The 25,512-nt window shown below is 34.4% G+C and carries 32 protein-coding genes and 1 other annotated feature; of the genes, 18 read left to right on the forward strand and 14 right to left on the reverse strand.

The window, feature by feature from the left end:
- The first annotated feature begins 56 nt into the window (after nt 1-56).
- Nucleotides 57-1,556 (forward strand): alpha-amylase family glycosyl hydrolase, encoded by a 1,500-nt coding sequence (locus AQ616_RS11370; RefSeq protein WP_069685824.1) that lies wholly within the window; start codon nt 57-59, stop codon nt 1,554-1,556.
- 106 nt (nt 1,557-1,662) lie between these two features.
- On the opposite strand, the gene AQ616_RS11375 is transcribed toward AQ616_RS11370, so the two are convergent.
- From AQ616_RS11375 to AQ616_RS11385, 3 genes are all read right to left on the reverse strand, one after another.
- The gene (locus tag AQ616_RS11375) at nt 1,663-2,535 is read right to left on the reverse strand and encodes an SDR family oxidoreductase (protein WP_017796318.1); all 873 of its coding nucleotides are present in this window, start codon (nt 2,533-2,535) and stop codon (nt 1,663-1,665) included.
- A 224-nt stretch (nt 2,536-2,759) separates the two neighbouring features.
- On the reverse strand, nt 2,760-2,948 hold the full coding sequence (locus tag AQ616_RS11380) for a YppF family protein (protein WP_017796319.1): 189 nt from the start codon (nt 2,946-2,948) through the stop codon (nt 2,760-2,762).
- A 180-nt stretch (nt 2,949-3,128) separates the two neighbouring features.
- A complete protein-coding gene (locus AQ616_RS11385) occupies nt 3,129-3,995 on the reverse strand; it encodes a DegV family protein (RefSeq protein ID WP_069685825.1) in 867 nt (288 codons plus the stop codon).
- Between the two features lie 108 nt (nt 3,996-4,103).
- Here AQ616_RS11385 and AQ616_RS11390 point away from each other — a divergent pair, with 108 nt between their 5' ends.
- The 5 genes from AQ616_RS11390 (at nt 4,104) to AQ616_RS11410 (ending at nt 6,790) form a co-directional block, all read left to right on the forward strand.
- Nucleotides 4,104-4,946 (forward strand): YitT family protein, encoded by an 843-nt coding sequence (locus AQ616_RS11390; protein ID WP_017796321.1) that lies wholly within the window; start codon nt 4,104-4,106, stop codon nt 4,944-4,946.
- 17 nt (nt 4,947-4,963) lie between these two features.
- The gene (locus AQ616_RS11395) at nt 4,964-5,383 is read left to right on the forward strand and encodes a hypothetical protein (protein WP_017796322.1); all 420 of its coding nucleotides are present in this window, start codon (nt 4,964-4,966) and stop codon (nt 5,381-5,383) included.
- 177 nt (nt 5,384-5,560) lie between these two features.
- A complete protein-coding gene (locus tag AQ616_RS11400; protein WP_069685826.1) occupies nt 5,561-6,151 on the forward strand; it encodes a TetR/AcrR family transcriptional regulator in 591 nt (196 codons plus the stop codon).
- The gene (locus tag AQ616_RS11405; protein ID WP_069685827.1) at nt 6,144-6,479 is read left to right on the forward strand and encodes a DMT family transporter; all 336 of its coding nucleotides are present in this window, start codon (nt 6,144-6,146) and stop codon (nt 6,477-6,479) included. The genes AQ616_RS11400 and AQ616_RS11405 overlap by 8 nt, the downstream gene beginning before the upstream one ends.
- Complete coding sequence (locus AQ616_RS11410) at nt 6,479-6,790, forward strand: DMT family transporter (RefSeq protein WP_017796325.1); 312 nt, start codon at nt 6,479-6,481, stop codon at nt 6,788-6,790. The genes AQ616_RS11405 and AQ616_RS11410 overlap by 1 nt, the downstream gene beginning before the upstream one ends.
- 317 nt (nt 6,791-7,107) lie before the next feature.
- Here the strand turns inward: AQ616_RS11410 and AQ616_RS11415 are convergent, their stop codons facing one another.
- The 4 genes from AQ616_RS11415 to AQ616_RS11425 form a co-directional block, all read right to left on the reverse strand.
- The gene (locus AQ616_RS11415; RefSeq protein WP_017796326.1) at nt 7,108-7,371 is read right to left on the reverse strand and encodes a NifU N-terminal domain-containing protein; all 264 of its coding nucleotides are present in this window, start codon (nt 7,369-7,371) and stop codon (nt 7,108-7,110) included.
- Nucleotides 7,372-7,499: 128 nt separating this feature from the next.
- Nucleotides 7,500-7,691 carry a DUF3813 family protein gene (locus AQ616_RS11420; RefSeq protein ID WP_017796327.1) on the reverse strand — a complete coding sequence of 64 codons (192 nt, stop codon included), beginning with the start codon at nt 7,689-7,691 and terminating at the stop codon, nt 7,500-7,502.
- Nucleotides 7,692-7,841, reverse strand: a complete 150-nt coding sequence (locus AQ616_RS19630) for a hypothetical protein (RefSeq protein WP_017796328.1) — start codon at nt 7,839-7,841, stop codon at nt 7,692-7,694. It abuts the gene before it with no gap.
- A 121-nt stretch (nt 7,842-7,962) separates the two neighbouring features.
- Nucleotides 7,963-8,799 carry a Cof-type HAD-IIB family hydrolase gene (locus AQ616_RS11425; protein ID WP_069685828.1) on the reverse strand — a complete coding sequence of 279 codons (837 nt, stop codon included), beginning with the start codon at nt 8,797-8,799 and terminating at the stop codon, nt 7,963-7,965.
- A gap of 135 nt (nt 8,800-8,934) precedes the next feature.
- Between AQ616_RS11425 and AQ616_RS11430 the strand changes: the two genes are divergently transcribed.
- Nucleotides 8,935-9,699: a prolyl oligopeptidase family serine peptidase gene (locus tag AQ616_RS11430; RefSeq protein WP_017796330.1), complete on the forward strand. Its 765-nt coding sequence runs from the start codon at nt 8,935-8,937 to the stop codon at nt 9,697-9,699.
- Between the two features lie 62 nt (nt 9,700-9,761).
- Nucleotides 9,762-10,073 carry a metal-sulfur cluster assembly factor gene (locus AQ616_RS11435; RefSeq protein WP_017796331.1) on the forward strand — a complete coding sequence of 104 codons (312 nt, stop codon included), beginning with the start codon at nt 9,762-9,764 and terminating at the stop codon, nt 10,071-10,073.
- A 61-nt stretch (nt 10,074-10,134) separates the two neighbouring features.
- Here the strand turns inward: AQ616_RS11435 and AQ616_RS11440 are convergent, their stop codons facing one another.
- The 3 genes from AQ616_RS11440 to AQ616_RS11450 form a co-directional block, all read right to left on the reverse strand.
- Nucleotides 10,135-11,325 (reverse strand): MFS transporter, encoded by a 1,191-nt coding sequence (locus tag AQ616_RS11440; RefSeq protein ID WP_069685829.1) that lies wholly within the window; start codon nt 11,323-11,325, stop codon nt 10,135-10,137.
- A gap of 4 nt (nt 11,326-11,329) precedes the next feature.
- Entirely contained in the window at nt 11,330-11,749 is a 420-nt protein-coding gene (locus AQ616_RS11445; RefSeq protein WP_017796333.1) for a MarR family winged helix-turn-helix transcriptional regulator, read from the reverse strand.
- A gap of 196 nt (nt 11,750-11,945) precedes the next feature.
- Nucleotides 11,946-12,773 (reverse strand): undecaprenyl-diphosphate phosphatase, encoded by an 828-nt coding sequence (locus AQ616_RS11450; protein WP_017796334.1) that lies wholly within the window; start codon nt 12,771-12,773, stop codon nt 11,946-11,948.
- A gap of 85 nt (nt 12,774-12,858) precedes the next feature.
- Between AQ616_RS11450 and AQ616_RS11455 the strand changes: the two genes are divergently transcribed.
- Nucleotides 12,859-13,164 (forward strand): hypothetical protein, encoded by a 306-nt coding sequence (locus AQ616_RS11455; RefSeq protein WP_017796335.1) that lies wholly within the window; start codon nt 12,859-12,861, stop codon nt 13,162-13,164.
- A gap of 49 nt (nt 13,165-13,213) precedes the next feature.
- Here the strand turns inward: AQ616_RS11455 and AQ616_RS11460 are convergent, their stop codons facing one another.
- A complete protein-coding gene (locus AQ616_RS11460; protein ID WP_240490497.1) occupies nt 13,214-13,378 on the reverse strand; it encodes a DUF2929 family protein in 165 nt (54 codons plus the stop codon).
- Between the two features lie 162 nt (nt 13,379-13,540).
- On the opposite strand from AQ616_RS11460, the gene AQ616_RS11465 reads away from it, so the two are divergent.
- From AQ616_RS11465 to AQ616_RS11490, 6 genes are all read left to right on the forward strand, one after another.
- Nucleotides 13,541-14,146, forward strand: a complete 606-nt coding sequence (locus tag AQ616_RS11465) for a hypothetical protein (RefSeq protein WP_069685830.1) — start codon at nt 13,541-13,543, stop codon at nt 14,144-14,146.
- A gap of 33 nt (nt 14,147-14,179) precedes the next feature.
- A complete protein-coding gene (locus AQ616_RS11470; RefSeq protein WP_230199321.1) occupies nt 14,180-15,145 on the forward strand; it encodes a BMP family ABC transporter substrate-binding protein in 966 nt (321 codons plus the stop codon).
- Nucleotides 15,146-15,323: 178 nt separating this feature from the next.
- Complete coding sequence (locus AQ616_RS11475) at nt 15,324-16,262, forward strand: beta-ketoacyl-ACP synthase III (protein ID WP_017796339.1); 939 nt, start codon at nt 15,324-15,326, stop codon at nt 16,260-16,262.
- Between the two features lie 30 nt (nt 16,263-16,292).
- On the forward strand, nt 16,293-17,531 hold the full coding sequence (gene fabF, locus AQ616_RS11480) for a beta-ketoacyl-ACP synthase II (RefSeq protein ID WP_017796340.1): 1,239 nt from the start codon (nt 16,293-16,295) through the stop codon (nt 17,529-17,531).
- Nucleotides 17,532-17,673: 142 nt separating this feature from the next.
- Nucleotides 17,674-17,874, forward strand: coding sequence for a YuzI family membrane protein (locus tag AQ616_RS11485; protein WP_017796341.1), 201 nt, complete (start codon nt 17,674-17,676; stop codon nt 17,872-17,874).
- A gap of 80 nt (nt 17,875-17,954) precedes the next feature.
- A complete protein-coding gene (locus AQ616_RS11490; protein WP_017796342.1) occupies nt 17,955-18,716 on the forward strand; it encodes a YjbA family protein in 762 nt (253 codons plus the stop codon).
- Nucleotides 18,717-18,800: 84 nt separating this feature from the next.
- Here the strand turns inward: AQ616_RS11490 and trpS are convergent, their stop codons facing one another.
- Nucleotides 18,801-19,784, reverse strand: coding sequence for a tryptophan--tRNA ligase (gene trpS / locus AQ616_RS11495; protein WP_026133742.1), 984 nt, complete (start codon nt 19,782-19,784; stop codon nt 18,801-18,803).
- A gap of 51 nt (nt 19,785-19,835) precedes the next feature.
- Nucleotides 19,836-20,008, reverse strand: a binding site (T-box leader).
- Between the two features lie 347 nt (nt 20,009-20,355).
- Between trpS and AQ616_RS11500 the strand changes: the two genes are divergently transcribed.
- Nucleotides 20,356-21,579 (forward strand): putative glycoside hydrolase, encoded by a 1,224-nt coding sequence (locus AQ616_RS11500; RefSeq protein WP_069685831.1) that lies wholly within the window; start codon nt 20,356-20,358, stop codon nt 21,577-21,579.
- A gap of 185 nt (nt 21,580-21,764) precedes the next feature.
- Nucleotides 21,765-22,358: a GNAT family N-acetyltransferase gene (locus AQ616_RS11505; protein WP_017796345.1), complete on the forward strand. Its 594-nt coding sequence runs from the start codon at nt 21,765-21,767 to the stop codon at nt 22,356-22,358.
- Between the two features lie 66 nt (nt 22,359-22,424).
- On the opposite strand, the gene AQ616_RS11510 is transcribed toward AQ616_RS11505, so the two are convergent.
- Together AQ616_RS11510 and AQ616_RS11515 are read right to left on the reverse strand one after the other, a co-directional pair.
- Nucleotides 22,425-23,795 carry an ammonium transporter gene (locus AQ616_RS11510; RefSeq protein ID WP_069685832.1) on the reverse strand — a complete coding sequence of 457 codons (1,371 nt, stop codon included), beginning with the start codon at nt 23,793-23,795 and terminating at the stop codon, nt 22,425-22,427.
- Between the two features lie 24 nt (nt 23,796-23,819).
- Nucleotides 23,820-24,161 carry a P-II family nitrogen regulator gene (locus tag AQ616_RS11515; protein WP_069685833.1) on the reverse strand — a complete coding sequence of 114 codons (342 nt, stop codon included), beginning with the start codon at nt 24,159-24,161 and terminating at the stop codon, nt 23,820-23,822.
- 362 nt (nt 24,162-24,523) lie between these two features.
- Here AQ616_RS11515 and spxA point away from each other — a divergent pair, with 362 nt between their 5' ends.
- The gene (gene spxA, locus AQ616_RS11520) at nt 24,524-24,919 is read left to right on the forward strand and encodes a transcriptional regulator SpxA (RefSeq protein ID WP_011065612.1); all 396 of its coding nucleotides are present in this window, start codon (nt 24,524-24,526) and stop codon (nt 24,917-24,919) included.
- Nucleotides 24,920-25,512: the final 593 nt, after the last annotated feature.

The following is a 25,512-nucleotide window of genomic DNA, read 5'->3' on the forward strand; positions in this document are numbered from 1 at the left end:
TAAGGAATAATAGAAGGGGAGTCAATGGGATTATTTACAGATGGGGGCTATACATCATGCTAAAAGAAAATAAATTGCTTATATTGGTTACAGTGATTTTTGTCTTATTGCCTGTAACCAATGTAAACGCAGAAGAACCAAACAGTATACATAATGAAGTTATTTATGATATTTTAGTTGATCGTTTTAATAACGGAAATCCTGAGGAAACGATAGAAATTGACGTAGATGACCCGAATGCATATCACGGCGGAGATATTCAAGGTATAATCGATCAACTAGATCGACTAAAAGAAACGGGGATTACTACAATTTCATTATCGCCCTTAATGAATAATCAACAAAATGGTTATCACGGTTATTGGATCGTTGATTATTTTGAAATAGACGAGCAATTAGGAACAATGGAAGATCTTAATCAATTGATTGAAGAAGCACATCATCGTGATATGAAAGTAGTTATGGACATGGTAATCAATTATGCTGCAGAATCACATGAAGTGACAGAAGACAGTAGTAAAGCTAAATGGTGGGGTGAACCATCATACACAGCTGCCACTTGGTCTAATAATGCAATTCAGTGGAATTTAAACCAACCTGAAGTTGCGGAGACTATGATAGGTGTCGCAGATTACTGGATGGAAGAGACGGATATAGATGGATTCACATTACATGCTGTGGACCAAGCACCGATTGATTTTCTACAAGAATATACACAACATATAAAAGAAAAAGATGAAGACTTTTATTTAATAGGGGATATTTTAGATTCAGAAGCTGCTAACATACAAGAATTAGAAGAAACATCTTTGGATATTGTAGCTAACCCTATGCTACATGAAAGTTTAAAACAAGTATTCTCTAATGTGGATAATCCAGTTTCTGAGGTATACAATCAATGGGAGAATTTAGAGACAGATTCTCCGTTAATTACAATCGATGGTTTTACAGAAGAACGTTTTACAAATGCATATTCAAAAAATCAACGAAATTCACTTACAGCATGGACGTTGGCGTTGACATATATGTATACAACACCAGGTACACCACAAATTGTTCAAGGTACCGAGTTGCCAATGTATGGGGGAGATGAAGAGGAGTCTCAGCGACTTGTACCGTTTAATAGTGGCGATCCGGAATTGAAAGAGTTTCATACTAGAATAGCTTCTTTACGGAATGAATTTCCTGCACTACGTCAAGGTGATATTGAATTAGTCGATGCAGTTGATTCAATGGTAGTGTTTAAAAGAAGTTATCAAGACCAAACGATGTATGTTGCCATTAATAATGGAAGTGAGTCTGCTTATGTAGACGTAACTGATATTGATGGAGATAAACAATTACGTGGTTACTTGCAAGATAATTTGGTCCGTGAAAATCAGGAAGGAAATCATCGAATCGGAATACCACGTGAATCTGTAGAAGTTTATGAAGTAGAAGATGATGAAGGGCTTAACTGGTGGTTTATTGGATTTATTGTTATTGTTATTTTGGCATTTATTGCTGGAGTAATTTATTTAACATTAAAACAAAGAAAAAGAGAACGTAATAAATAGAGAAGAGAAGAGAAGGTTGAGACAGAAAGATTAAAAGGACATATGAACGTGTAAAATATCTTTCTTCCTTTCCGTACTTTCATTATGTCTCAACCCCTGAATTGAACTAGCCATTTACAACTTTACCGCCATTTATATGAAGGGTTTGTCCGGACATATAGCTAGCGTCTTCACTAGCAAGATACACATATGCAGGCCCTAATTCACTAGGTTGTCCAGGGCGTTTCATTGGTGTATTGCCGCCAAATTCATCAACTTGCTGTTTATTAAAGGAAGCAGGGATAAGCGGTGTCCAAATTGGGCCAGGAGCAACTGCGTTGACTCTTATGCCTTTTTCTGCAAGTTCATTTGATAATGCACGAGTAAAGGACACAATAGCACCTTTGGTTGATGAATAATCGATAAGTACAGGGTTACCTTCATAGGCTGTTACTGAAGTTGTATTAATAATGGCACTACCTTTTTTTAAATTAGGTAGAATTGCTTTCGTCAGATAAAACATACTGAAGACATTGGTTTGAAATGTTTTTTCTAACTGTTCACTGGAAATATCCAATAATGTTTGTTGAGGATGCTGCTCAGCTGCGTTATTAACAAGAATATCTATTTTTCCAAAGTTATCTAACACTTCCGTGGCAGCTGCTTCGCAAAATGATTGATTACCAATATCACCATTGATAAGTAAGCATTTACGACCTTCTTGTTCAACTAATCGTTTTGTTTCCTCTGCATCTTCATGTTCATCCAAGTATATAATCGCAACATCTGCACCTTCTTTTGCGAAATGGACGCTAACAGATTTACCTATGCCACTATCTCCGCCGGTGATAACAGCTACTTTTCCTTTTAACTTATTACTACCTTCATAAGATTCGTGAATGAATTGAGGCGTTGGAGTCATCTTCGACTCTACACCAGGCTGCTTACTTTGAGATTGTGCAGGGGGAGTAATCTTCCCATTCTTTTTCTCCATTTTCATATGAACTGCCTCCTTAATATAAACTTATTATACTTTTACCCTATTTTTATAGAATCAATCCAAATAAATTTCTTTCTTTTATAAAAAACACCTCTTAAAAGTCGTTAAATAACCGACTTAAGAGGTGTTTTCATCTTCTTGATTATGTTCTTCTTAAAATAGCTGGATTGTTTTTATCTTTCATGTAACGGACAGTAATCCCTCTACTGCAACGAAGTAAAATTTTATGAATATAGATATTCGTGAGATGATACAGCACCTTGTTGATGTAAGCACTGATATATTTCATAGTAACGTCTAATATCAATTTTACCTTGAATGTATTTCTTTTGATAAAAATCCAATAAATGATCTAACGTGAGTGGTGCATATTTATGTTCTGTTTCGAAAGTATCTAATAATTTATTAAGCATGATTTAACCTCCATTGATAACTTATTGTTACACTATATGATTAGGCTTAGGCATTCATACACATAAATCATTTATTAAATTCAATATAGAACAAGTTTAAATGGTAAAAATAAACCCCCTATAGTAATAGAACGTTTAATTGTCTATATAAAAGGGGATAATTCCTCGTAAGAATGATTTCTATTTATTTTTTGTATTTAAGAAAAATAATGCCAGTGTACCTGGACCTGAATGAGAACCAATTGCAGATCCTACCATTTCAATTACAATATTTTCTTTTGTTACGTTAAATTTTTCTTGTATCATCTCTGATAATTGTTCAGCACGAGAAAGATCATCACCGTGGCTAATTCCAATTGTTTGATTTTCAAAATCTTGACCGCGGGATTCCATTACGTCAATCATGCGTTGAAGAACTTTTTTCGAGCCGCGAATTTTTTCTAAAGGTATAAGTTTTCCATCTTCAACATGAAGAAGTGGCTTTATTTTTAATAAACCTCCAACAAATGCTGCGGTTTTACTTACACGGCCACCGCGGTGTAAGTATTCCAAATCGTCAACGGTAAATATGTGTTCCATATGCTTGGCATGATGATTAGCTTTTTCAATGATCTCATTTACAGAAGCATCGTTGTTAGCTAACTTTGCAGCCTCTAGGACCACTAATCCATGACCGATTGATGCACATTTTGAATCGATTACATAGATATCCGCATCTGGATAGGTCTCTTTAACTTCTAGTTCCATCATTTTGGCAGCTTGATATGTTCCTGAAAGTTCTGAGGAAAACGCAATATAAACTAACGTTTTATTCTCTTCAGCATGTTTTGTAAATATTTTTTTAAAATCTTGTGCAGAAGCTTGTGATGTTTTTGGTGATTTGCCATTTCGCATCGCTTCATAAACCGTTTCTGGATTGATGGTAAGGCCATCTTCATACTCTTCGTTGTCTAGATGAACAGTTAATGGTATCATTTCAATGTTGTTTTCGTTATAATAATTCTTTGACAAGTCACAAGCACTATCAGCCAGTATTGTTATCGCCATCTTATTTCACCTACATTTCATATTTTTGACTTTATTTTAGTTTAAATGTATTTAAAATTTTAGTCAAAAAGTTATTATTTCTACACATAGTTAAAGGGGGGGTACTCCATGTTTTTAATGGAAGCAAAAAGAATTGCTATAGTTATAATTGGTGCCTTATTAAATGCTGTATCATTAAATTTCTTTCTCATTGAAGCTAATGTATATGCAAGTGGATTTACTGGTGCTGCGCAGCTTTTGTCTAGTATATTTAATGATTTTCTAGGTGTTGGTTTATCTACAGGTATACTACTAGCTATCTTAAATATTCCAGTTTTAATAATGGGTTGGTATAAAGTTGGAAAAGGCTTTACAATATATAGCTTAATCTCTGTTTTTTTCTCTACTCTATTTCTTGAAATTATCCCATTAGTCGAGATATCCAGTGACATTATCTTAAATGCAGTATTTGGAGGTGTGATAGCAGGGATTGGTGTAGGTATTACACTTAAAATTGGTGCATCCACTGGTGGGATGGATATTGTAGCTATGATCCTATCGCGATTAAAAGATAAACCAATCGGAAATTATTTCTTAATTATGAATTCGATTATTATTGCAATTGCAGGTATCATGTATTTGCCAGAAAATGCGTTATACACTATGCTGACGCTGTATGTTACTACTCGCGTAATTGATGCAATCCATACTCGCTATGAGAAAGTTACAGCAATGATTGTTACGAAGAAAACAGATGAACTACAAGAGGCCATTCATAAAACGATGGTTCGTGGAATTACCATTCTTCCTGCAAAAGGAGCTTATACGAAAGCAGATAAAAGTTTAATGTATCTAGTTGTTACACGCTATGAATTATATGATCTAGAAAGAATTATCAATGAAGTAGATCCGAATGCATTTACAAATATAGTGGAAACTGCAGGAGTATACGGCTTCTTTAGAAGAGATTAAAAAAGGGTGTTCGTGTAATGAAAAAAATTGGAATCGTAATGTTGGTATTATTATTTTTGACAGCTTGTGGTAATAGAGATGAAGATGTCATCGAACCTATGGAGTCAGAATCAGAACTAGATCAACAAGCAACTTCTGTTCAATTTCGCAATGTGGATGTCAATATAGAAAGTGAACAGTTCCATATTATTGGTGAGGTTAATAGCTCTGGAGGTCTGTTCTATTATAAGGTTGAATTAAATGGTGAAATAATTCAGGAAGAAGCATATGAACAAGTTGAAAATTCAACTAATGAGTGGAGTGAATTTGAAATAGTCGAAACACTACCACGTGAAGTTTTAGAAGGTAATGATCCTCCGGTTGTCGTACTATATGGTAAAAACCAATCTGGAGAGCCAATTAATGAAAATTATGTCCCAATTGATACTCAAAATTAGCACTCAAAAATGATTAATACTCTGTGACCGCGAACAGCGGAAGCAGGGTATTTTTTATTGCATAGAAAATCATAAAATTTGTGTACTGAGATCTCTCACATCTCCAAAAGCCGAACTTTGACAAAAAAGTATATAATTGTTATATTTGACTTACGACCGTTAGGGAGGGTATTTTAAATGAAAAAAGAAATTTTTAATGCTGCTTTATCTGCATTTGCTAATAATGGGTATGAGGGTACATCATTGGCGCAAATAGCAGATAAAGTTGGAATAAAAAAACCTTCTATTTATGCACATTATAAAAGTAAACAGGATTTATTTCTTACCGTTATACGCCAATCGTTGGAAAGAGAAAAACAGCATATTGTTAGTTATTTTATAGAAGTGAAGAACAAACCGTTAGAATTTCAATTGCGTACATTTTTTGATTGGTTATGTTTAAAAATAAAAAAAGATAGCCATGTCGCATTTATTTTTCGAATGACTTATTTTCCTCCTGCACAATTAGAAAAAGAGGTCGCAATTTTAGTTGCACCGTTCTTAAAGGATATGGAGAAATTGTTGAATAGATTATTACGTAATCATCCATATTTTAAAACTGTCTCATTTAAGGGAGAGATAGAAACAATTTCAATTGCTTATATTACTATTGTCGATGGATGCGTACTGGAATTATTTTTTACTGGAGAGAAAGAATTTCAAAGACGTGTTAATGCGATATGGCCAATTTTTTGGCGAGGTTTTAGAGGAGGAAATCAACATGAGTAAACAGTGGATGTATGTTTTATTAGCTGGAATAGTGGAAATCATATGGGTTACTGGGTTGAATTATTCAACCACAATAATGGAATATACGGCTACAATTGTCGCTATTATGTTTAGCTTTATTCTTTTAATTAAAGCAACTCAGTATTTACCTGTCGGCACAGTATATGCTGTTTTTGCTGGAATAGGAGCTGCAGGTACGGTAATTGTTGAAACAGTATTTTTTGGGGTACCCTTTAATTCTTTAAAGATTATTTTTATAGCGATTTTATTGCTTGGTGTAATCGGATTAAAACTGTTAAGTGATCAGCAAAATAGGAGTGAAGCCTAATGCATTGGGGAGCATTAATCATAGCGGGAGTATTTGAAGTATTTGGTGTGATGAGTTTGAAAAAAGTGGCCATGAAACAGTGGAGTGCATTATTACTGTTAGTGTTGTTCTTCGGCATAAGTTTTAGTTTATTAGGATATGCAATGGAAGGTATTACGATGGGAACAGCTTATGCAATTTGGACAGGAATTGGTACGGTAGGTTCAACCGTTGTGGGAATGTTTGTTTATGGTGAATCTAAAGAATGGAAGAGAATTCTTTGTATTGCTTTCATTATTTCTGGAGCAATAGGATTAAAACTTATTGGATAGAGGAGCTAGGTTAAATTCAAATAGAAGATTGAGGTTGGGACAAAAATATTTACTCAAAAGGTAAATGCGAATGCTTCAGAAACTACTGTGCTTATCCAACGGCGGCTGGTGAGACCCAGAATGCTCCGCATTCTGGGTCTCGCCTATACCTTATTTCCATAGGATAAGGAAGAACCTCGACAGCATTACATCGCACGCAAAAAATCAATTTTTAATTTTCAAGGAGTCTCCGTATATTTTTTATGCTCAATCTAATCATCATCCGCCTTTTGGCATAATTTTGCTATGTCCCATCCTCTTTTACCAAGTAGTCTTGTTTAATAGCCGTATTTTACGAAAATCTCTTCCACTTTTGGATTAAGACTTTCCCAATCAGCATCAAACTGCTTATTCACTGTAATAAAATTTTGGTAACCAAAAACATTATCAACTTCTTCTAATTTCATAAGCTCATTTAAGATTTCATACTCACTCGTATTTCCTGGCATAACTGAAATACTATTAGTGCCTTCAAAAATTACTTTATCCGTTGTATATTTCATGGCATTTGGATTCGGTGTTGCTGAGATATGTACTCCCATTATAATTTCCTCCTAATATTACATATATATTTTATTTATATACTAACAGAAAAGAAATCAATACTAAAGCATAAAGAGCATCTAAACAATTCATTGTTTAAATGCTCTTTATATGCTCTGCTTAAGAGTTATTTTAATTGATTATGCTGTTGTAATTGCTGTTCAAGTTGTTGAAGTTGTTGTCTTTCTTCAGGAGAAGCTTCTTGATAGGCTGCTTCAATAGCTTGTTTTGCAGCTTGTTGCTGCTCAGCAGAAGCCCCTTGATTACTTATCATATTAGTGACAGCATTTTTTGCCTTTTGGTAAAGGTTATTTTCCAATTAAAACCCTCCTAGAGATTGGTCATCAGCATCTTGGTGCTTTCCCTTGGCCTGTGCCAATGTTGAACGATAGGTGAAAATCTCATCGTGTTTTTTAACTGCAGTAGCACCTTGATGGCTGAAACGTTTAGATTTACTTCGCTTGCTCAAAGTGAATACCCCCTTGAAGAGATACTTGCTTTAACCATATAGAAGTAAAAAGTGAACGTGTTATAACGCTCACTTCTAGTATGAAACGTATGAAGGATTTTATAGCAGGAAACAAATGGATTTATGATTGAATTACATTTTTAGATAATTGCAAGTACTCTTCAAGAAAAATACTTATCCCGTCTTCTTCATTGGAGACAGTTTGATGCTTTGATATAGATACAAGGGAGTCAATAGCATTGCCCATGGATACCCCAACACCTGCATAGTCAATCATTTCTAAATCATTGTCTTCATCACCAAAAGCGATGATACGTTCTTTCGGTATGTCATAATACTTAGCGATATTTTGTAATCCTACAGCTTTATTCATACCCTTACGAATAATTTCAATGATATTCCAAGGAGCTCCCCATTTACGATGTTCAATGATTTCGGCATGATAATCATCTAAATGGGATCTTAATTCTTTAATATGATTTTCTTTAGGATGAATGAGTACGGAGGTCGGATCTTCACTTAACTTGCTTTTTATATCTCCGATTATATAGCGTTCTTCATTATCTTGAAAAACTTCTAAAATTTCTTCATTATACACATCCATGTATACTTCATCTTGAACTTCAGCCAAAATATTTTTTACTTGTAATTCGTAGGAAGCATCGATTATTCTGTGGGCTGTTTTAATAGGCATAGGAGTGTGAAGTGTTTTCCATGATGCATCTAATGGGTGATGCACCAATGCTCCATTAAAATTAACCATCGGTGTTTTTAAACCGAGCTCATGATAATAGTTAATGCTTGCTCTGTGTGGACGGCCCGTTGCTATAACAACGATATGTCCATCATTCATTGCTTGATGTAAAGTATTTTTATTGCGAGAACTAATGGTTTTATTATCTTTTAATAACGTTCCATCTAAATCAACCGCAATTAAATGCTTTTGCTTTTTTGTCATTCTATCACCTCATCTGAACTAATCTTATCATTATTCAGTTAGATGTAAAGTGAAAAAGAGTTTACATTATTTGCATGAGTCGTTAAAGAAACCTTACAATAGAAGATAGGTGAATGATGAAAGGGAGTAGACATGATGATAGGGATATATGAGGAACAAATAAATCAAATTCCATACTTACATATTGTTAAAAGTGAAAACTATAATTTTGAATTACCGACAATTATTTATTTTCATGGTTTTACTAGCGCGAAAGAGCAAAATTTACCGATTGCATATATGTTAGCATCGAAAGGGTTTAGAGTACTTTTACCAGAGAGTCTTCATCATGGTGAAAGAAGTAAAGGTCTGACCGATAAGCAGATGCAAATTTCATTTTGGAATATTGTTATTCAAAATGTTCAAGAGTTAGAAGAATTAAGAAGTGTTTTATTAAAGAATCATTGGCTATTAGAAGGTAGACTAGGAATTGCAGGTACTAGCATGGGCGGTATTACAACAAGTGCAGCATTAGTAAAGTATGATTGGATTCAAGCAGCTGCTATTATGATGGGATCACCAAAGATCACAGATTATGCAAATGCCCTTATTGGTAATTTTAAAAAGTATGGAGAACTTCCAATATCAAATAATCAATTGCAACAGTTATTAAGGCAAATAGAAGCAATGGACTTATCTCATCATGTGGATACATTAGATCAACGTCCAGTAATGTTCTGGCATGGAGATAAAGATCCTGTCGTTCCTTTTGAGCATTCTTATCTTTTTTATCAAGAAGCGAAAGATACTTATATTGACGAACAGAATATTAAATTTATCAAAGAACCTGGGGTAGGACATAAGGTGAGCCGCAATGGTTACTTAGAAGCAACAGAGTGGTTTGCAAAACATCTATTGTAAATTAATTTTCTAAAATGATATAGTATGTTTAAATGGTATATAAGGGGAAGGAGGGAAATATTGTGGATGAAGCACTAAAAGAAAACTTAATGGGTGCATTAGAAAATGTAATTGACCCAGAATTAGGTATAGATATTGTAAATCTTGGTTTAATTTATGACGTAGATATGGAAGACGATGGATTATGTGTGGTGACAATGACATTAACAGCAATGGGATGTCCTTTATCTGCACATATTGAAGCAGATATCAAACATGCACTTTCCGATATACCTGAAGTAAAAGAAACAAAGGTAAGTATTGTATGGGATCCACCTTGGGGTAAAGACAAGATGTCACGCTATGCCAAAATTGCATTAGGTATTCCCGATTGATTAAAAAACACTGCTAAATTTTTAAATTTAGCAGTGTTTTTTTAATGTGTTGACTTATTGTTCATTGTGCGTTTGCATATTTTTCTTCTTTTTTGGAAGATCTTCTATAGTAAAATTCGAAAAGGAACAGAGCTACGACCACCATTGCTGCGGCAACTAAGTATACATTTGAAAAGCCAATTCCTGAAACAATTAACCCCCATACAAAAGATCCAATAGCTATGCCTAAATCATAAAGAATAAAAAAGGTTGATGTTGCATGAGAGCTTCGACTGTCGGGAGAAATTTGTATTGCGATGGTTTGGAAACCAGGTAGGATAGAACCATATCCTAACCCAATTAATCCTGCCGCAAATAGCAACATCCAGGAGCTATTCGTTACACTTAATGTAATTAAACCAATTGCAAAGAAAGTTAAACAAGGTAAAAGTACAAATCTAGGTCCTTTAAGGTCAAAACTTCTACCTATATAAGGTCTAGTTATCAGCATTACTGCTGCAAAAACTAAGAAAAAGAAACTTGCCGTTGATGCAAGACCTATAGAAGTAGCATATACAGATATAAATGACATTACACTGGCATAGGATAATGATGCTAAACTCGCAATTATAGCAATTGGCAATGCACGTATCTCAATAAAATCGTGAATAGATAGGCGTTTTTTATCATTATCTTTTAGTACAATTTTTTCTTCAACCTGAACCATCATGGAGTTAATTAGTGCAACTATCATTAAAACGCCTAAAATAAGGAATAATGTTTGAAAGCTTACATATTGAATCAACGTGAGACCGAGAAATGGTCCTAATACAACTGCTACATTCATTGCCATAGCAAAATAGCCTAACCCTGCACCTTTACGAGAAGCTGGAATGATATCAGCGGCAATCGCTCCTGTAGCAGTAGTGATAATTCCAAATGAGAAGCCATGGAAAAAACGTAAAGCTAATAGAGAAGTATAGGATTCAGTAAATAGGTATAAAAAAGAGGTAATCATAAATACAGCAACACTTATGACTAGTCCTCGTTTTTTCCCGATTTTGTCTAATAATTTTGCCGAAAAGAATCGAACAATGATAGCAGCGAGCAACATTGCTGTTACGATTAAACCACCTTCAGCCTCGTTACCTCCAAATTGATCAATTACATAAATAGGAAGAGTGGTTAATAACGCATAGAAAGATAAAAATATTAAAAGTTGTACGAGAGATATACTGATAAAACTTTTAGTCCAAATTTTTTCGAGATTCATTTTATTACACCTCTGATGTTAATTTACTAAGTAGTTGATATAATAATTTCCGCTCACCTTGATCTAAACGATGAAGCATATCATCATCAAATTGTTTCATTGTTCTTTTTATTTTTGGTAATTCTGTCTTGGCTTCTTCGGTTAAATAAATCATTTTTTCTCGTTTATCTTGACCAGGTAGTCGCTCCACCCATCCATTTTTTTCAAGTCTAGATAAAGTTCGAGTTACAGTAGGAGCTTCTATATTTAGATATTTCCATATATCTGTCTGAGTTATTGGTCCCGACTGATCAAGACAATACAAGATTGTCCATTGCGAGGCATACAAATCATATTTTCGAAGGCGCTGATTCATCTCTTTTTGGAAATAACGATATTTTTGATTATATAAGTGTAGAATATCTTTGCTCTCTATATTTCCCATGCTATCCCCCTAATTAATTACCTAGGTAAATAAAATCACTTGAACTATTCTATACCTCTTGCTATGTAATGTAAATAGCTTTTGTAAATAATTTATAAATACAAGTTTTTGCAAACGATAAAAATTTGCACCTTTTAGTTCCATAAAAAGACCTCAAAACAAGTATCATAAACTTGTTTTGAGGTCTTAAAGTATTTTATAGGAATATTAATACTAATAAACCGACAATCACACAGTAGTATGCGAAATACTTAAGGTTTCCATGTCGCATTATGTTCATAAACCATTTTAAGGCAAAATAAGATGCGATAAACGCAGTAATAAAAGCAATTAAATATGGTATCCATAATTCTTGGACATGAGGGTCTCGTACAATATTTGGAATCTCTAATACAGAAGATCCTAAACTAACAGGGATATATAATAGGAATGAAAACCGTAATGCTGTATCTTGTTTCATACCCATTAACATAGATGCTACTAATGTAGCTCCTGATCTACTTATACCAGGTGTAACTGCAACAGCTTGTGCTAGTCCTACTATAACAGCATCTTTTGTAGATAAATCTCCTTCTATCTTTCTTCCGCGTAAATTACGAATCATCCATATTGCGGCAGCGGTTATTAGCAATGTTATTCCAACCACAGTTGTACCATCTTCGCCAATAAATGCTCCAATTTCATCTCCAAATAGTACACCAACAATTCCAACTGGAATTGTTGCAATCACAAGATAAACTACAAACATAAAATCACTTTTTGATTCTTTTTCTTGCTTGAATATGAAGTTCCAACTATTTACTGCTAATCGAACAATGTCTTTACGATAAATGATTAATACGGCAAGTAGTGAGGCTAAGTTTACAAATATCTCAAACGATAAGCCTCGTGCTTCAATTCCAAATAACTCTCGAAAGATGATTATATGTCCACTAGAAGAGATTGGAATTGGCTCCGTGATACCTTGAACAAGACCAAGTATAAAATAATGCACGATTGTCCAAAAATTTTCAAACACATTCATGATTCTAACTCCTTCATTCAATTTTCTTGATTCTTTTCACCACTCCACATGAAAATGCATAGGCTATCATGGAGGAGGATAAAAAATGACTAATAAAACAATGTATGACCAATGTAACGAGCATATTCACTTATATGTATTAATACAAATGAATGATGGTTCTCAGATAGATGGTATTGTTACAGGTGTGGATAAAGAAAATGTCCACCTTGCAGTTCCAATTGATTACTCGCAAGAAAATAATTCGTATGACCATCGTGTTTTTTGGCCAGGATATGGTGGATTTGGGTATCCCGGTTTTGGATATCCTGGGTATGGAAGGAGAAGGTTTAATCGTTTGATTTTACCTCTCGCTGCATTGACGGCAATCAGTGTACTTCCTTGGTATTAATAAGGAAAACCCTTGCCAACTTTGCTGGAAGGCAAGGGTCTCTCCAATTTTATTCAGCTTTTTCTTTTAAAATGCCATCCCCAAGTACAAATACAACGATAGAAAAAATTGCTGTGAGTATGATCGCATTTTGAATCAAGAAAGGTTCTCCACCCATACTTGAAAGTACATAAGAAACAGCAGCGGCAATTAGAAATGACCAAAAGATTGTCATTATGTAGCGCATTATTAAACACCTCACTCAACTATAATCAAACTAGCTATAAACACATACACTTCATTAACAGTTATATTTTAACACGTATTCTATTATTTTGCTTATGAATTATTCAATAAATCTATAAATATTTGTGTTATATAGGAAGGAGAGGTAGTAATGAGATTATTGATTGTAAACTGTAATAGTTGGGTAGGATATCATATAGTAGATGCACTACTGATGGAAGGATTCCTGGTTGATGGCGTTATTGATCATGATGAACCAGGTGATTTAGAAATGTATTTTGGGAGAAATAGTTTATATGAGGAAGTTACCTTACAAACCAAGAAAGAGTACGAGATCGGTATCATCATAGATGATTTTATTACTGAATTGCCAAAAGGTGTGAAGCATTGGATAACTATATCAACAAACAATGACAAAAGAATTGAATCTGCCACGCAGACAATGACCTGCATCTATCCATCCTTATTGGTGGGTGAATGGATGAACATGAATGAACAAGGAGTTTACAGAAATGATGAGTTTATTCGATTTGATTCCAAATATTTTAAAGAACAAGCAATTTATATTGTTGATTTCGTAAATGCTTTATTACATTGGATACAAATGGATAATTTACCTATTTGTTTTCAAGTTTTTCCTAAACAGGAAAACATTTCGAACAAGAAAGTTGAAAAAAAGATATTTCTCCGTAAAAATAGAAGTATAGACACAGTTATACAGTCATTAAAGAATCATTATGAGCAGTTTCAAAAATAGTTTAGAAATTATAGTAAATTGGAATGGAATGGAGTGTGTTATTTGAAGAAATTATTCATAGCAATTTTATTTGTTTTTGTATGCACTCTTTCCGCTTGTTCTTATTTTGAATCTGGAAAAATACAAAATGTAGGTTTTCTTGTAGAGACGGATATTGATGCAAATCCTTGGACAAAAACTGGATATGAAGGCATGCAAGATATTGAAGATCAATATCAAATAGATGTTTTTTACAAAGAAAATATTCAATCAATGCAAGATGTTAGAGTTGCTGTAGATGAACTTGTCCAAGACGGTGTCAATCTTATTTTTGGACATAGTAACATGTATGGAGAGTATTTCATGGAATTGTCAGATAGTTACCCGGATGTTCATTTTGTTTATATGAATGGCGGGGAGGTAAAAAGTAATGTTACCTCCTTAAATTTTGATGGACATGCTATGGGGTTCTTCGCAGGTATGGTTGCTGGACAAATGTCTACAAATAATGAAGTTGGAATCATTGCTGCGCATTCTTGGCAGCCTGAAATAGAAGGATTTTACGAAGGAGTAAAACATGTTAATCCTATGACAGAGATTGAGTTAAGTTATCTTAATGACTGGAATAATACTGAACTCGCTTTAGAAGTCTATGGGGAAATGAAAGAAGCAGGTGTTGATGTTTTTTATCCGATCGGAGATTCGTTTAGTGAACCAATTATTAAGAAAGCAGAAGAAGATAGATTATTTGCAATTGGGTATCTGACCAACCAAATGAAACTTGCTCCTAATACTGTTCTTACAAGCACTTTGCAGCATATAGATCGGTTATATTTACATGTTACTGACCTTTTTGATAAATCTGAATTACAAGGTAAGATTTATAATTTTGATTTTCAGGACGAGTTTGTGGAGCTCGGGGAATTGAATGATTCAATACCAGAAGAATTCCAAGAGAAGATAAAAAATGATATTGAGCGATTTAAGGATACGGGAAATCTCCCTAATGAAGATAATTAAATGAAACGATTAATCACTAAATTTCAAAAAAGCTTACTAGCTGAGCTTTTTTGAGTTTTTAATTGATAACTATTGTATGACAAGCTATCCACTTGATTTTTTGTATTTTATACATTAAAATTAGTACCAAGTCATAATAATTGATAGTAATTATGAGTGTAAAGGGGAGAGCTGTCAAATGAATATCGGTATTCTAGGAACCGGACATTACTTGCCAACAAATGTTGTTACAAATAATGATTTAGAAAAAATCGTAGATACGAATGATGAATGGATTCGTACTCGAACTGGTATAAAAGAAAGAAGATTAGCAACAGATGAAGTGGACACTTCTGATATGGCTTTTCACGCAGCTCTTGGTGCATTAGAAGAAGCGAATTTAAAAGCAGAAGATATTGATTTAATATTAGTAGCGACGGTTACACCAAATACATCGTTTCCATCTGTTGCCTGTATCATCCAAGATCAACTTGGAGCGAAGAATGCTGCGGCTATGGATGTTAGTGCTGCATGTGCTGGTTTTATGTATGGATTGATTACTGCTAAACAGTTTATCGATACAGGTGCGTACAAACATGTACTAGTAGTCGGTGCAGATAAACTCTCTAAAATTACTGACTGGTCCGATCGCACAACATGTGTACTATTTGGAGATGGTGCAGGTGCAGCTGTAGTCGGTGAAGTAAGTGATGGAAAAGGTATTCTGTCATTTGAATTAGGGGCCAATGGTGCTGGTGGAAAAGAACTTTACCTGAATCATGATGATCATATCATCATGAATGGTAGAGAAGTATATAAGTTTGCAGTCCGTCAAATGCCAGATTCTACAATAAAAGTTATTGAACAGTTAGGCTTATCACGTGACGATGTGGACTATCTAGTACCTCATCAAGCAAATATTCGTATAATGGAAGCTGCTAGAGAAAGGTTAGGTATATCAGAAGATAAAATGGCCAAATCCATAGAAAAGTTTGGAAACAATTCTTCTGCATCTATACCTATGGCTTTATCTGAGGCGGTGAAAGAGGGTAAAATAAAAGATAATGATTTAATAGTATTAGTAGGATTTGGTGGAGGCTTAACCTGGGGAGCAGTTGCGCTTCGATGGGGGAAGTAACCAGTTATTTTGGAAGGAGGATATAAAACATTGAATAATCGAGTTGTTATTACGGGATTAGGAGCATTAACCCCTGTAGGCAATACTGTAGATGAAATGTGGGAAAGTGTTACGACAGGAAAATCAGGAATAGATTTTGTGACGAAGGTAAATAAAGATTTATTTCCAGCGAAAGTAGCGGCAGAAGTTAAAAACTTTGATCCAACGAAGTACATGGATAAAAAGGATTCGCGTAAGATGGATCCATTTACACAATATGCAGTTGCTGCTGCTAAAATGGCTGTTGAAGATGCTAATTTAACAATTAATGAAGAGAATGCAGAACGAGTGGGTGTATGGATTGGTTCTGGAATTGGTGGAATGAAAACTTGGGAAGATCAACATACTAAGTTCATGGAGAAAGGAGCAAAACGTGTAAGTCCTTTCTTTGTACCAATGATGATTCCAGATATGGCTGCAGGCCAAGTTTCGATTCAATTAGGAGCAAAAGGAATTAATTCCTGCTCTGTCACAGCTTGTGCTTCAGGTGCCAATTCGATCGGAGATGCATTTAAAGCCATTCAGCGTGGAGATGCAGATATAATGATATCTGGTGGTACAGAGGCTCCAATATCAGATATGGCATTTGCTGGATTTTCTTCTTCAAAAGCATTATCCACAAATGAGGATCCACAAAAAGCAAGTCGTCCATTTGATAAGAATCGTAATGGATTCGTTATGGGAGAAGGGGCAGGTATTCTGATACTAGAGTCTTTAGAATCTGCCCTGAAAAGAGACGCAACTATATATGGAGAGATAGTCGGATATGGCGCGACTGGAGATGCTTATCATATTACTGCACCTGCTGAGAATGGAGAAGGGGCAACTCGAGCAATGCAAATAGCATTAAAAGATGCCAATTTAGAACCTTCAGAAGTACAGTATGTGAATGCTCATGGAACGAGCACAGATCTAAATGACAAGTATGAAACTCAAGCTATTAAATCTGTATTTGGAGATCATGCAAATAGTTTAGCAATATCATCTACTAAGTCGATGACCGGTCACTTATTAGGAGCTGCAGGTGGGATAGAAGCCGTGATATCTATTAAAGCAATTCAAGATAGTATTATTCCGCCAACAATTAATTATGAAACACCAGATCCAGAATGTGATTTGGATTATGTTCCAAATGAAGCAAGAAAACAATCAGTAGATGCAGTAGTAAGTAATTCATTAGGATTTGGCGGACATAACGTAGCTTTGGTATTTAAAAAATTTGTGAAATAATCGTTCGTTATATTATTTTAAAAGGAGATTAGGGTATAAATTACCCCGATCTCCTTTTTATTTTTGGGAAAATCTAGCATTCTTTTCTGTTTTCATTCATAGAATAAACTATATTTTGGACAAGCAGATGAGAGGCGATTAGATGGGGTATGTGTTCCTGTTCTTAGTAGGTTTTGGTATGGCGGTAACGGGCGGAGTTACGATGATTGCATATATGAATTTCTTGCCTGCTGGTTTATCGTGGGTAGATTATTTTGTTTTTGTCGCTGGTAGAGTTGAATGTTATTTTTTGCCTGTTGGTGTAAGTCTGATGTTAATTACTCTTCAACGTTATCCAAAATAAAATACATGCAGTTCTCGAATAAAATCTTACTCTGATGGTCATAATGTATCTTAAAACGGTATAAAAGTGAGGGCTGAGATATGTTGTACTTACATGATGTTTGGGTGAATTGGTTTGAGGGTGAAGAAAACGGATATAATGTTTGTCATTTCCATGAATGGAGAAAAGAAGATACGATTGAATTACTTGATCAGGTGCCATTGCTGTACATAAGTAAAGAGTTATTACACTACATTGAGAACGATATGCATGACCTGCCAAAGTCTTTATTAGATACGATTTATAAGCGAGGCTATACGAGAAAAGGGCAAAAGAGGACAGTTGTTGAATATGCTGCTGTTGTAACAGACGGTGATAATATTCTTGCATTTGACACAGTAGGTTACTATATCCCAATCCGTAAAAGTCGCTTAATTCCTCGTCAAGAACAATTGGTTTATGACATGATAGAAAATAACAAACCAGAAAACTTTGAATTCGATAATAAGATGCATGACAAAGAATACCATATGCTTTCGATGCCTCCGGAATATATTTTTGGTTTGACTAGAAAAGAAAGACAACTAAAGCAGTTATTGATGATTGGATTAGATCAATTAAGAACTACTAATAATAAAGAAGAATTACGTTATTGGTTAACAGAGTGGGATCCAAAGCAATATCCGTCTATACGATATATGGATGAAGAACAAGTATGGAATGCCTTATATGATGGAGTGAAGATTGGTTGGAGTAGTGCCCATGAAGATTTATGCAGTAAACTTATTCGTGGACAGGCATTTTTAGAAAGAATGTGGGAAGCGGAAATGGGTAATGAACAACATACTTCAAATCAAAAGTAAAAAACGGGTTTCCTCGTTCATGATTGTGTGAACGAAGAAACCCGTTTTGTTTATACCAAAACTTCGGCAGAATGAAGTTGCACTTTATTTTCGGCCTAACCCCATTGCCTTTTTAGCTTTTTTAATTGTTTTTCCAGCCGATAAGGATGCCTTATCTCTACCTTGATCAAGGATCGCGTCTAATTCATCTGATTGAATTAATTGTTCGTATTTCTCTTGAATAGGGCGGAGTGTGTCAATTACAGCATTCGCTACGCCTTGTTTGAAATCACCATAGCCTTTTCCTTCATATTTTTTTTCTAAATCAGCAATCGATTCACCAGTACAACTGGAATAAATCGTCAGTAGGTTAGATACTCCTGGTTTATTTTTCTTATCGAACTTTACAATTCCTTCTGAATCGGTTACAGCGCTTTTGATTTTCTTTTCTATTCGTTTGGGTTCATCTAGCATAGAGATAAATCCTTTTTGATTTGTATCCGATTTACTCATTTTTTTGCTAGGTTCTTGAAGAGACATAATCCGTGCACCGACTTTTGGAATTCGAACTTCTGGTACAGTAAAGATATCATTGAATCGATTGTTAAAACGTTGGGCAAGATTTCTAGTTAGCTCTAAGTGCTGTTTTTGATCATCACCAACTGGGACAACATCAGTATTATAGAGTAAGATATCAGCTGCCATAAGCGAAGGATAAGTTAAGAGAGCTGAAGAAATTGCTTCTTGACCTTGTGATTTATCTTTATACTGGGTCATTCTTTCCAATTCACCAACATAACTTATTGATTGTAACATCCAACCTAACTGGGTATGTTCTGGTACTTCAGATTGAATAAATAGCGTAGAAGAATCTGGGTCAATTCCCGATGCAATGTATAAAGCCGCTAATGATTTTATATTTTTACGTAACTCAAGTCGATCTTGTGGTACCGTTATAGCGTGTTCATCCACAATACAGAAATAGCAATTATAATTGTTTTGTAATTCCACAAATTGTTGGATTGCTCCTAAATAGTTTCCAATAGTTAATGTACCACTTGGTTGAATGCCGGAAAAAATTGTTTTCATTTTATTCACCTCAATAAATTTATTCATTAAAAAAAGCCCATTCTCCCCAAATCTAGGGACGAATGAACCGCGTTGCCACCCTTATTATCTTGAATTTACAAGATCACTTCATTAAATAAGCTCCGAAGCCCAATTCCTATTCACCTTGATGCTTGTTTTCACCAGACACAAGCTCTCTATTAATCAGTGGGCAAAGAGTACTACATCTTCTTCATCGCTTGAAATATTAATTTTTTACTATTATATCCATAGTTAAAAGAAAAAGCAAGAAGCAATCAAGTTTTAAAGTTCATATTTATAGAATCGATTTCTTAATTGTACATTTTTAAATCATTAGGTATTTATTCATGATCGGTTTTACATATGACCTTAGTATAAGAAAGTATTATAGAATTTTTAATGCTTAGGAGTTTTCGATAATCATAATAAGGGTATAGAAGGAAAAGCTAAGCAGAGTATATATACTAAAAGCTAACTAGGGAAAAATTTTAACGGATGTCACTTTTTTCATTTAAATGTAGTTTTTTTTCCTATATACTAAAATTATCATACATACAGGAGATTGATTTATATGCGGAATTGGCAAAAGAAATTTTTTGGGGTGTTCGTAGTAACATTATTTATTAGCATGATATTTGGAAATTCGACAAAAGCAGAAGAAGAAATTAATGTTGAAGCAAGTTTACATAAAGAACGATCGACCAACTTACAAATAATAGATACATCGCAAAAAATAGAGCGTTTTACTTTTGATTCCGGGTATAATTTCGAATATCCTGACGCAGTACGAGGAATTTATGTAACGGGTAATTCTGCTGGAGGCGAGAAGTTTAATTCATTAATTGATTTTGTGAATTCAACCGACTTAAATACAATGGTTATTGATGTAAAAGAAGATCATGGGAATTTAACTTTTATACCTGAAGAAGGATCTCCATATGAAGATATGGCTACTAATGTTATTTCTAACCCTGAACAAATGATGGAACGATTAGAAGAAGAGGAAATATATCCGATAGCTCGTGTAGTTGTATTTAAAGATAATGTACTAGCTAATAAACGTCCGGATCTGTCCTTTACTCAAAATGGAGAAGTATGGGAGAACGGAAAAGGTGAGTCTTTTGTAAATCCTTTTGAGCAAGAAGTGTGGGAATATAATATAGAAGTTGCAAAAATGGCAGCTGAGATGGGCTTTAAAGAGATTCAATTTGATTATGTACGTTTCCCTGAAGGATTTGAAAACAAAGATGAGGAATTAAGTTACTCTCTTGGTGATTATAAAGACTTGGATATGAATAACATAAAGAAACGTGTAGAAGCAGTATCGGATTTCGTGGCTTATGCAAAAGAAGAACTAAGTGATTATGATGTAGATGTTTCTGTAGATATATTTGGGTATGCTACAACGATAGAAGAGGCACCAGGAATTGGACAAAACTTCTCTCGTATTTCTGAAAATGTCGATATTATTTCTTCTATGATTTACCCGAGTCATTGGTCATCATACTTCGGAATAGAAAAACCAGATACTGAACCATATAATCTTATTAATGAGTATTCAAAAGTGGAGAATCAGGTCTTAGGAGCATTAGAAAACCCTCCGTTATCTCGACCGTGGTTGCAAGATTTTGAAGCACCGTGGTTATATAGTGGTTCTACATTCCAATATGGCAAAGATGAAGTAGAAGCGCAGATACAAGCACTGTATGACAATGGTATTAATGAATTTTTACTATGGAACTCAGGTAACACATACACGGAAGGTGTAGACTACATGATTGGGAAAGATGAATAAATAAAATAAAACTCTCCTCTGATACCAAAACAGAGGGGAGATTTTGATTTTAGCAAGCGGGTATATATTAATAGATAAGGTGTAAATAAATAATTGGATATAGTATATAAGAAACTGGGTATCATTTAACATCTTGAATGAACTTAGCTATAATGAGAGATAATAATCAAAAAAGGGGTAAATTAATGAATTGGTATGAGAAATTAAACGATTATTTTCCAGTTGAAGAAATGAAATCAAAAAAGCATATGGAATTATTACTTGAGGAAAAGGGCGACGTATATTTTAAAGATGAAAGTCCGCAGCATGTGATGATGTATGCGGAGTTCAATACATTTATTTTTATTGACTATGTATGGGTATCTGCTCAGACAAGAGGTCAGGGAGTAGGGCATAAGTTAATAGATAAGCTAAAGAACAAACGAAAACCAATTATACTTGAAGTAGAGCCGGTCGATTATGAGGATTCCGATTCAGAAAAACGACTTCATTTTTATCATCGCGAAGGATTTAAGCATGCGCAGTCAATTGGTTATAATCGACGTTCCTTAGCAACAAACGAAGAAACTCCAATGGAAATTTTATATTGGTCTCCAAATGATGATTCTGAAGAAGTGATTTATGGGCAGATGAAGCAAATGTATGAAGACATTCATACATACAAAGATAAGGAAATTTACGGGAAAGAATACCAATCATCTGAAGAAGTGTTGAGTTATGATGAGAATCGTGAAGCAGTTAATCTATTAGATGAACTAACGAAGAGGTCTTCACAATAATATAAATAAAAATCCGAGCTATCATCCTGATTTCTAGGAAATAACTCGGATTTTTTAATAACGACATTAAGAACTTTGGTTACTTGTTTCTCCAATCGGAATATTATTATTTAAACGTTCAGCTAGGCCGCTTGAAGAATTATTATCCGTTCCTTCTAATAAACTTTCTTTAAAGTTATATGCACTAGAACCGTGTTCTGCAAAATCAAGTCCAGAAATTTCTTCTTCCTCTGAAACGCGAATTGGAGAAAATTTATTCATTACATATGCGAATCCACCGGTTGTAATTGCTACCCAAGCAATTACTGCAAGCACTCCAATGGCTTGGATACCTAATTGTGAAATACCATTTCCGTAGAAAAGTCCGGTATTAACAGAAAATAAACCAATTGCCAACGTACCCCATATACCACAGATTCCATGTACCGCAATAGCTCCAACTGGATCATCTATACGTAATTTTGTATCTAAGAAACGAATCCCTTCTACAAGTACTACACCAGAAATTAGTCCGACAATAATTGATCCCCCAAGAGAAATTTCTGCAGCACCTGCAGTAATACCTACTAATCCACCAAGTACACCATTCATTGATAATGATGCATCTACCTTCTTAAATCGGATTTTTGTATATAAAGAAGATGACACTAATGCGGCAGAAGTAGATAATAAAGTTGTTCCTATTACATACGGTACAAGTGATGGATCTGCTGCTAATGTACTACCTCCATTAAAACCGAACCAACCTAACCAAAGGATGAAAACTCCTAGAGCACCTAAAGGTAAATTATGCCCTTGGATAACATTGACTTTCTTTCCTTTGTACTTTCCGATACGTGGTCCAAGTATAAGTACTACTACAAACGCTCCTACAGCTCCAGTTAAGTGAACAACAGTAGAACCAGCGAAGTCACTAAATCCTATCGCAGTTAACCATCCATCTCCTTGCCAAACCCAATGTCCAACAACTGGATAAATGATTGTTGTCATTGCTGCTACAATCAGGATATAACTGCCTAGTTTAATTCTTTCCGCAACTGCTCCGGAAATAATCGTTGCACAAGTAGCAACAAACATAGCTTGGAATACGAAAAAGTCTATTTCGCTAACTCCGCTAAGTAAGAATCCATCGCTACCTATAATAGAGCCGGAAGAAGAACCAAACATAATGCCATAACCAACTAAGAAAAATAAGATAGCAGCGACACTTATCGTTAAGAAATTCTTCATAAGGATATTTAATGTATTCTTCGATCTCGTAAATCCAGATTCTACCATAGCAAATCCTGCATGCATAAAAAATACTAAGAATGCACCTAACATTACCCAAATTAAGTTAACGGATAATTCTAATGATTCGGGAGTGGGTGTTGCAGCATATACAGGAGTAGATAAAAGTAAGAGTATTATAAATAAAAGTGAAATTTTCTTTATCATGTTTTTGTGATCCCCCTTCATAATTTATATAACAGCTTCTACACCACGTTCACCTGTACGAATTCGAATGACTTCTTCCACTGGTGAAACAAAAATTTTTCCGTCGCCTATATTACCTGTCTTACAACTTTTAATAATAATATCAACAATTTCGTCTAATTGGCTTTCTTCGACCACCATCTCTACTTTTAATTTGGATAGCAATTGAATTTGAAATTCTGTTGACCGATAAACTCCTGTCTGGCCCTTTTGCTTTCCTGTACCTGCTACTTCAGTAACAGTTAATCCACCAATTCCTATTGAAGATAACTCATCGCGTAGAGACTGGAATTTTTCTGGACGTATAATTGCTTCCAATTTTTTCATTACTCCACCCCTTTAATATTAATGTTAGATTTCCTAACATGTTTAGTTATGTAAATTATCATAAATGTTTTATATTTGTTTTGCAAGTGTTTTTTACTGTTTTTTTAGAAAATTTAGAAGAAAACGTTTTCAACATTTTTGTTAAATTAATTGGAAAAAAGGTTTAATTTTAACATGCATCGGGAATGTTACTTGTAAGTGAAAAGAATCATAAACAAATAAATGAATTTTTGTTGTACCCCCCTACCTTTTGGTAGCTAATTGTAGTATAATAACTACATATGAGTTATTTAGACTTATTTTAATTTAATAAGTTGATTAAAAAGCTCGAAAATATATATTAGATTGAGGAGTGAAGTTACATGGTAACACTTTATACCTCACCAAGCTGTACTTCCTGCAGGAAAGCAAGAGCGTGGCTGGAAGAACACAACATACCTTTTACAGAACGTAATATTTTTTCTGAGCCATTAAGTCTCGATGAAATAAAAGAAATATTGCGGATGACAGAGGATGGCACGGATGAGATTATTTCCACAAGATCAAAAGTCTTCCAAAAGTTGGATGTAAATATTGATCAACTGCCAATGAAAAACTTATTCAATCTAATCCAGAAAAATCCTGGGTTGTTGCGTAGGCCGATTATATTAGATGAAAAGCGACTTCAAGTTGGTTATAATGAAGATGAGATTCGTCGGTTTTTACCAAGAACAGTTCGCACATTCCAATTGCGTGAAGCACAACGTATGGTTAATTAAATATAAATTAATAAAACTAGAAAAGATGCGGAGTATTCCTGCGTCTTTTCTTTTTTTAACAGTTATACAAATTTATAATAGCGCAACTTCAAGATTTAACTTGGTAAAAATAACCAGCGGAGACTTGATAGCAGCTAAAGCTCCATATGAATAAGCTTTTCTTTCTGTGAAAATAAAGCCTTGTCTGATAAAAAATGCCCGTAAGTAATGAAAATCGAATAAGTAGCCGTATTGGCAATCTTTATTATTGATGAAATTGATTCAGTTAGATAAAATGACAAACAAGCCGAAATACGTTAGAATAACTAACTAGCAATTAATTCTAAAATAGCATTTATCTGTATCATTAAAGCAAATATTTATCGATAATGTGAAACTGTATTTATTATGGATAGATTGGTTATCCTTCACTATATGTTAATATCAGCACAAGGGTATGATTTAAAGCCCTTGAATTAAATTGAGAATTTACGGATACTTGACTACCCTTTAGTTAAGCGTCATCGCTAGAAGTGGGCATCACTCTATCCGTTGCATGCGGGTTAGAAAAATGGAAAATAAAAATCAAAAAAGATAGGCATATTAATTTCCAA

Source organism: Oceanobacillus sp. E9 (assembly GCF_001741975.1).
Taxonomy (GTDB): domain Bacteria; phylum Bacillota; class Bacilli; order Bacillales; family Amphibacillaceae; genus Oceanobacillus; species Oceanobacillus kimchii.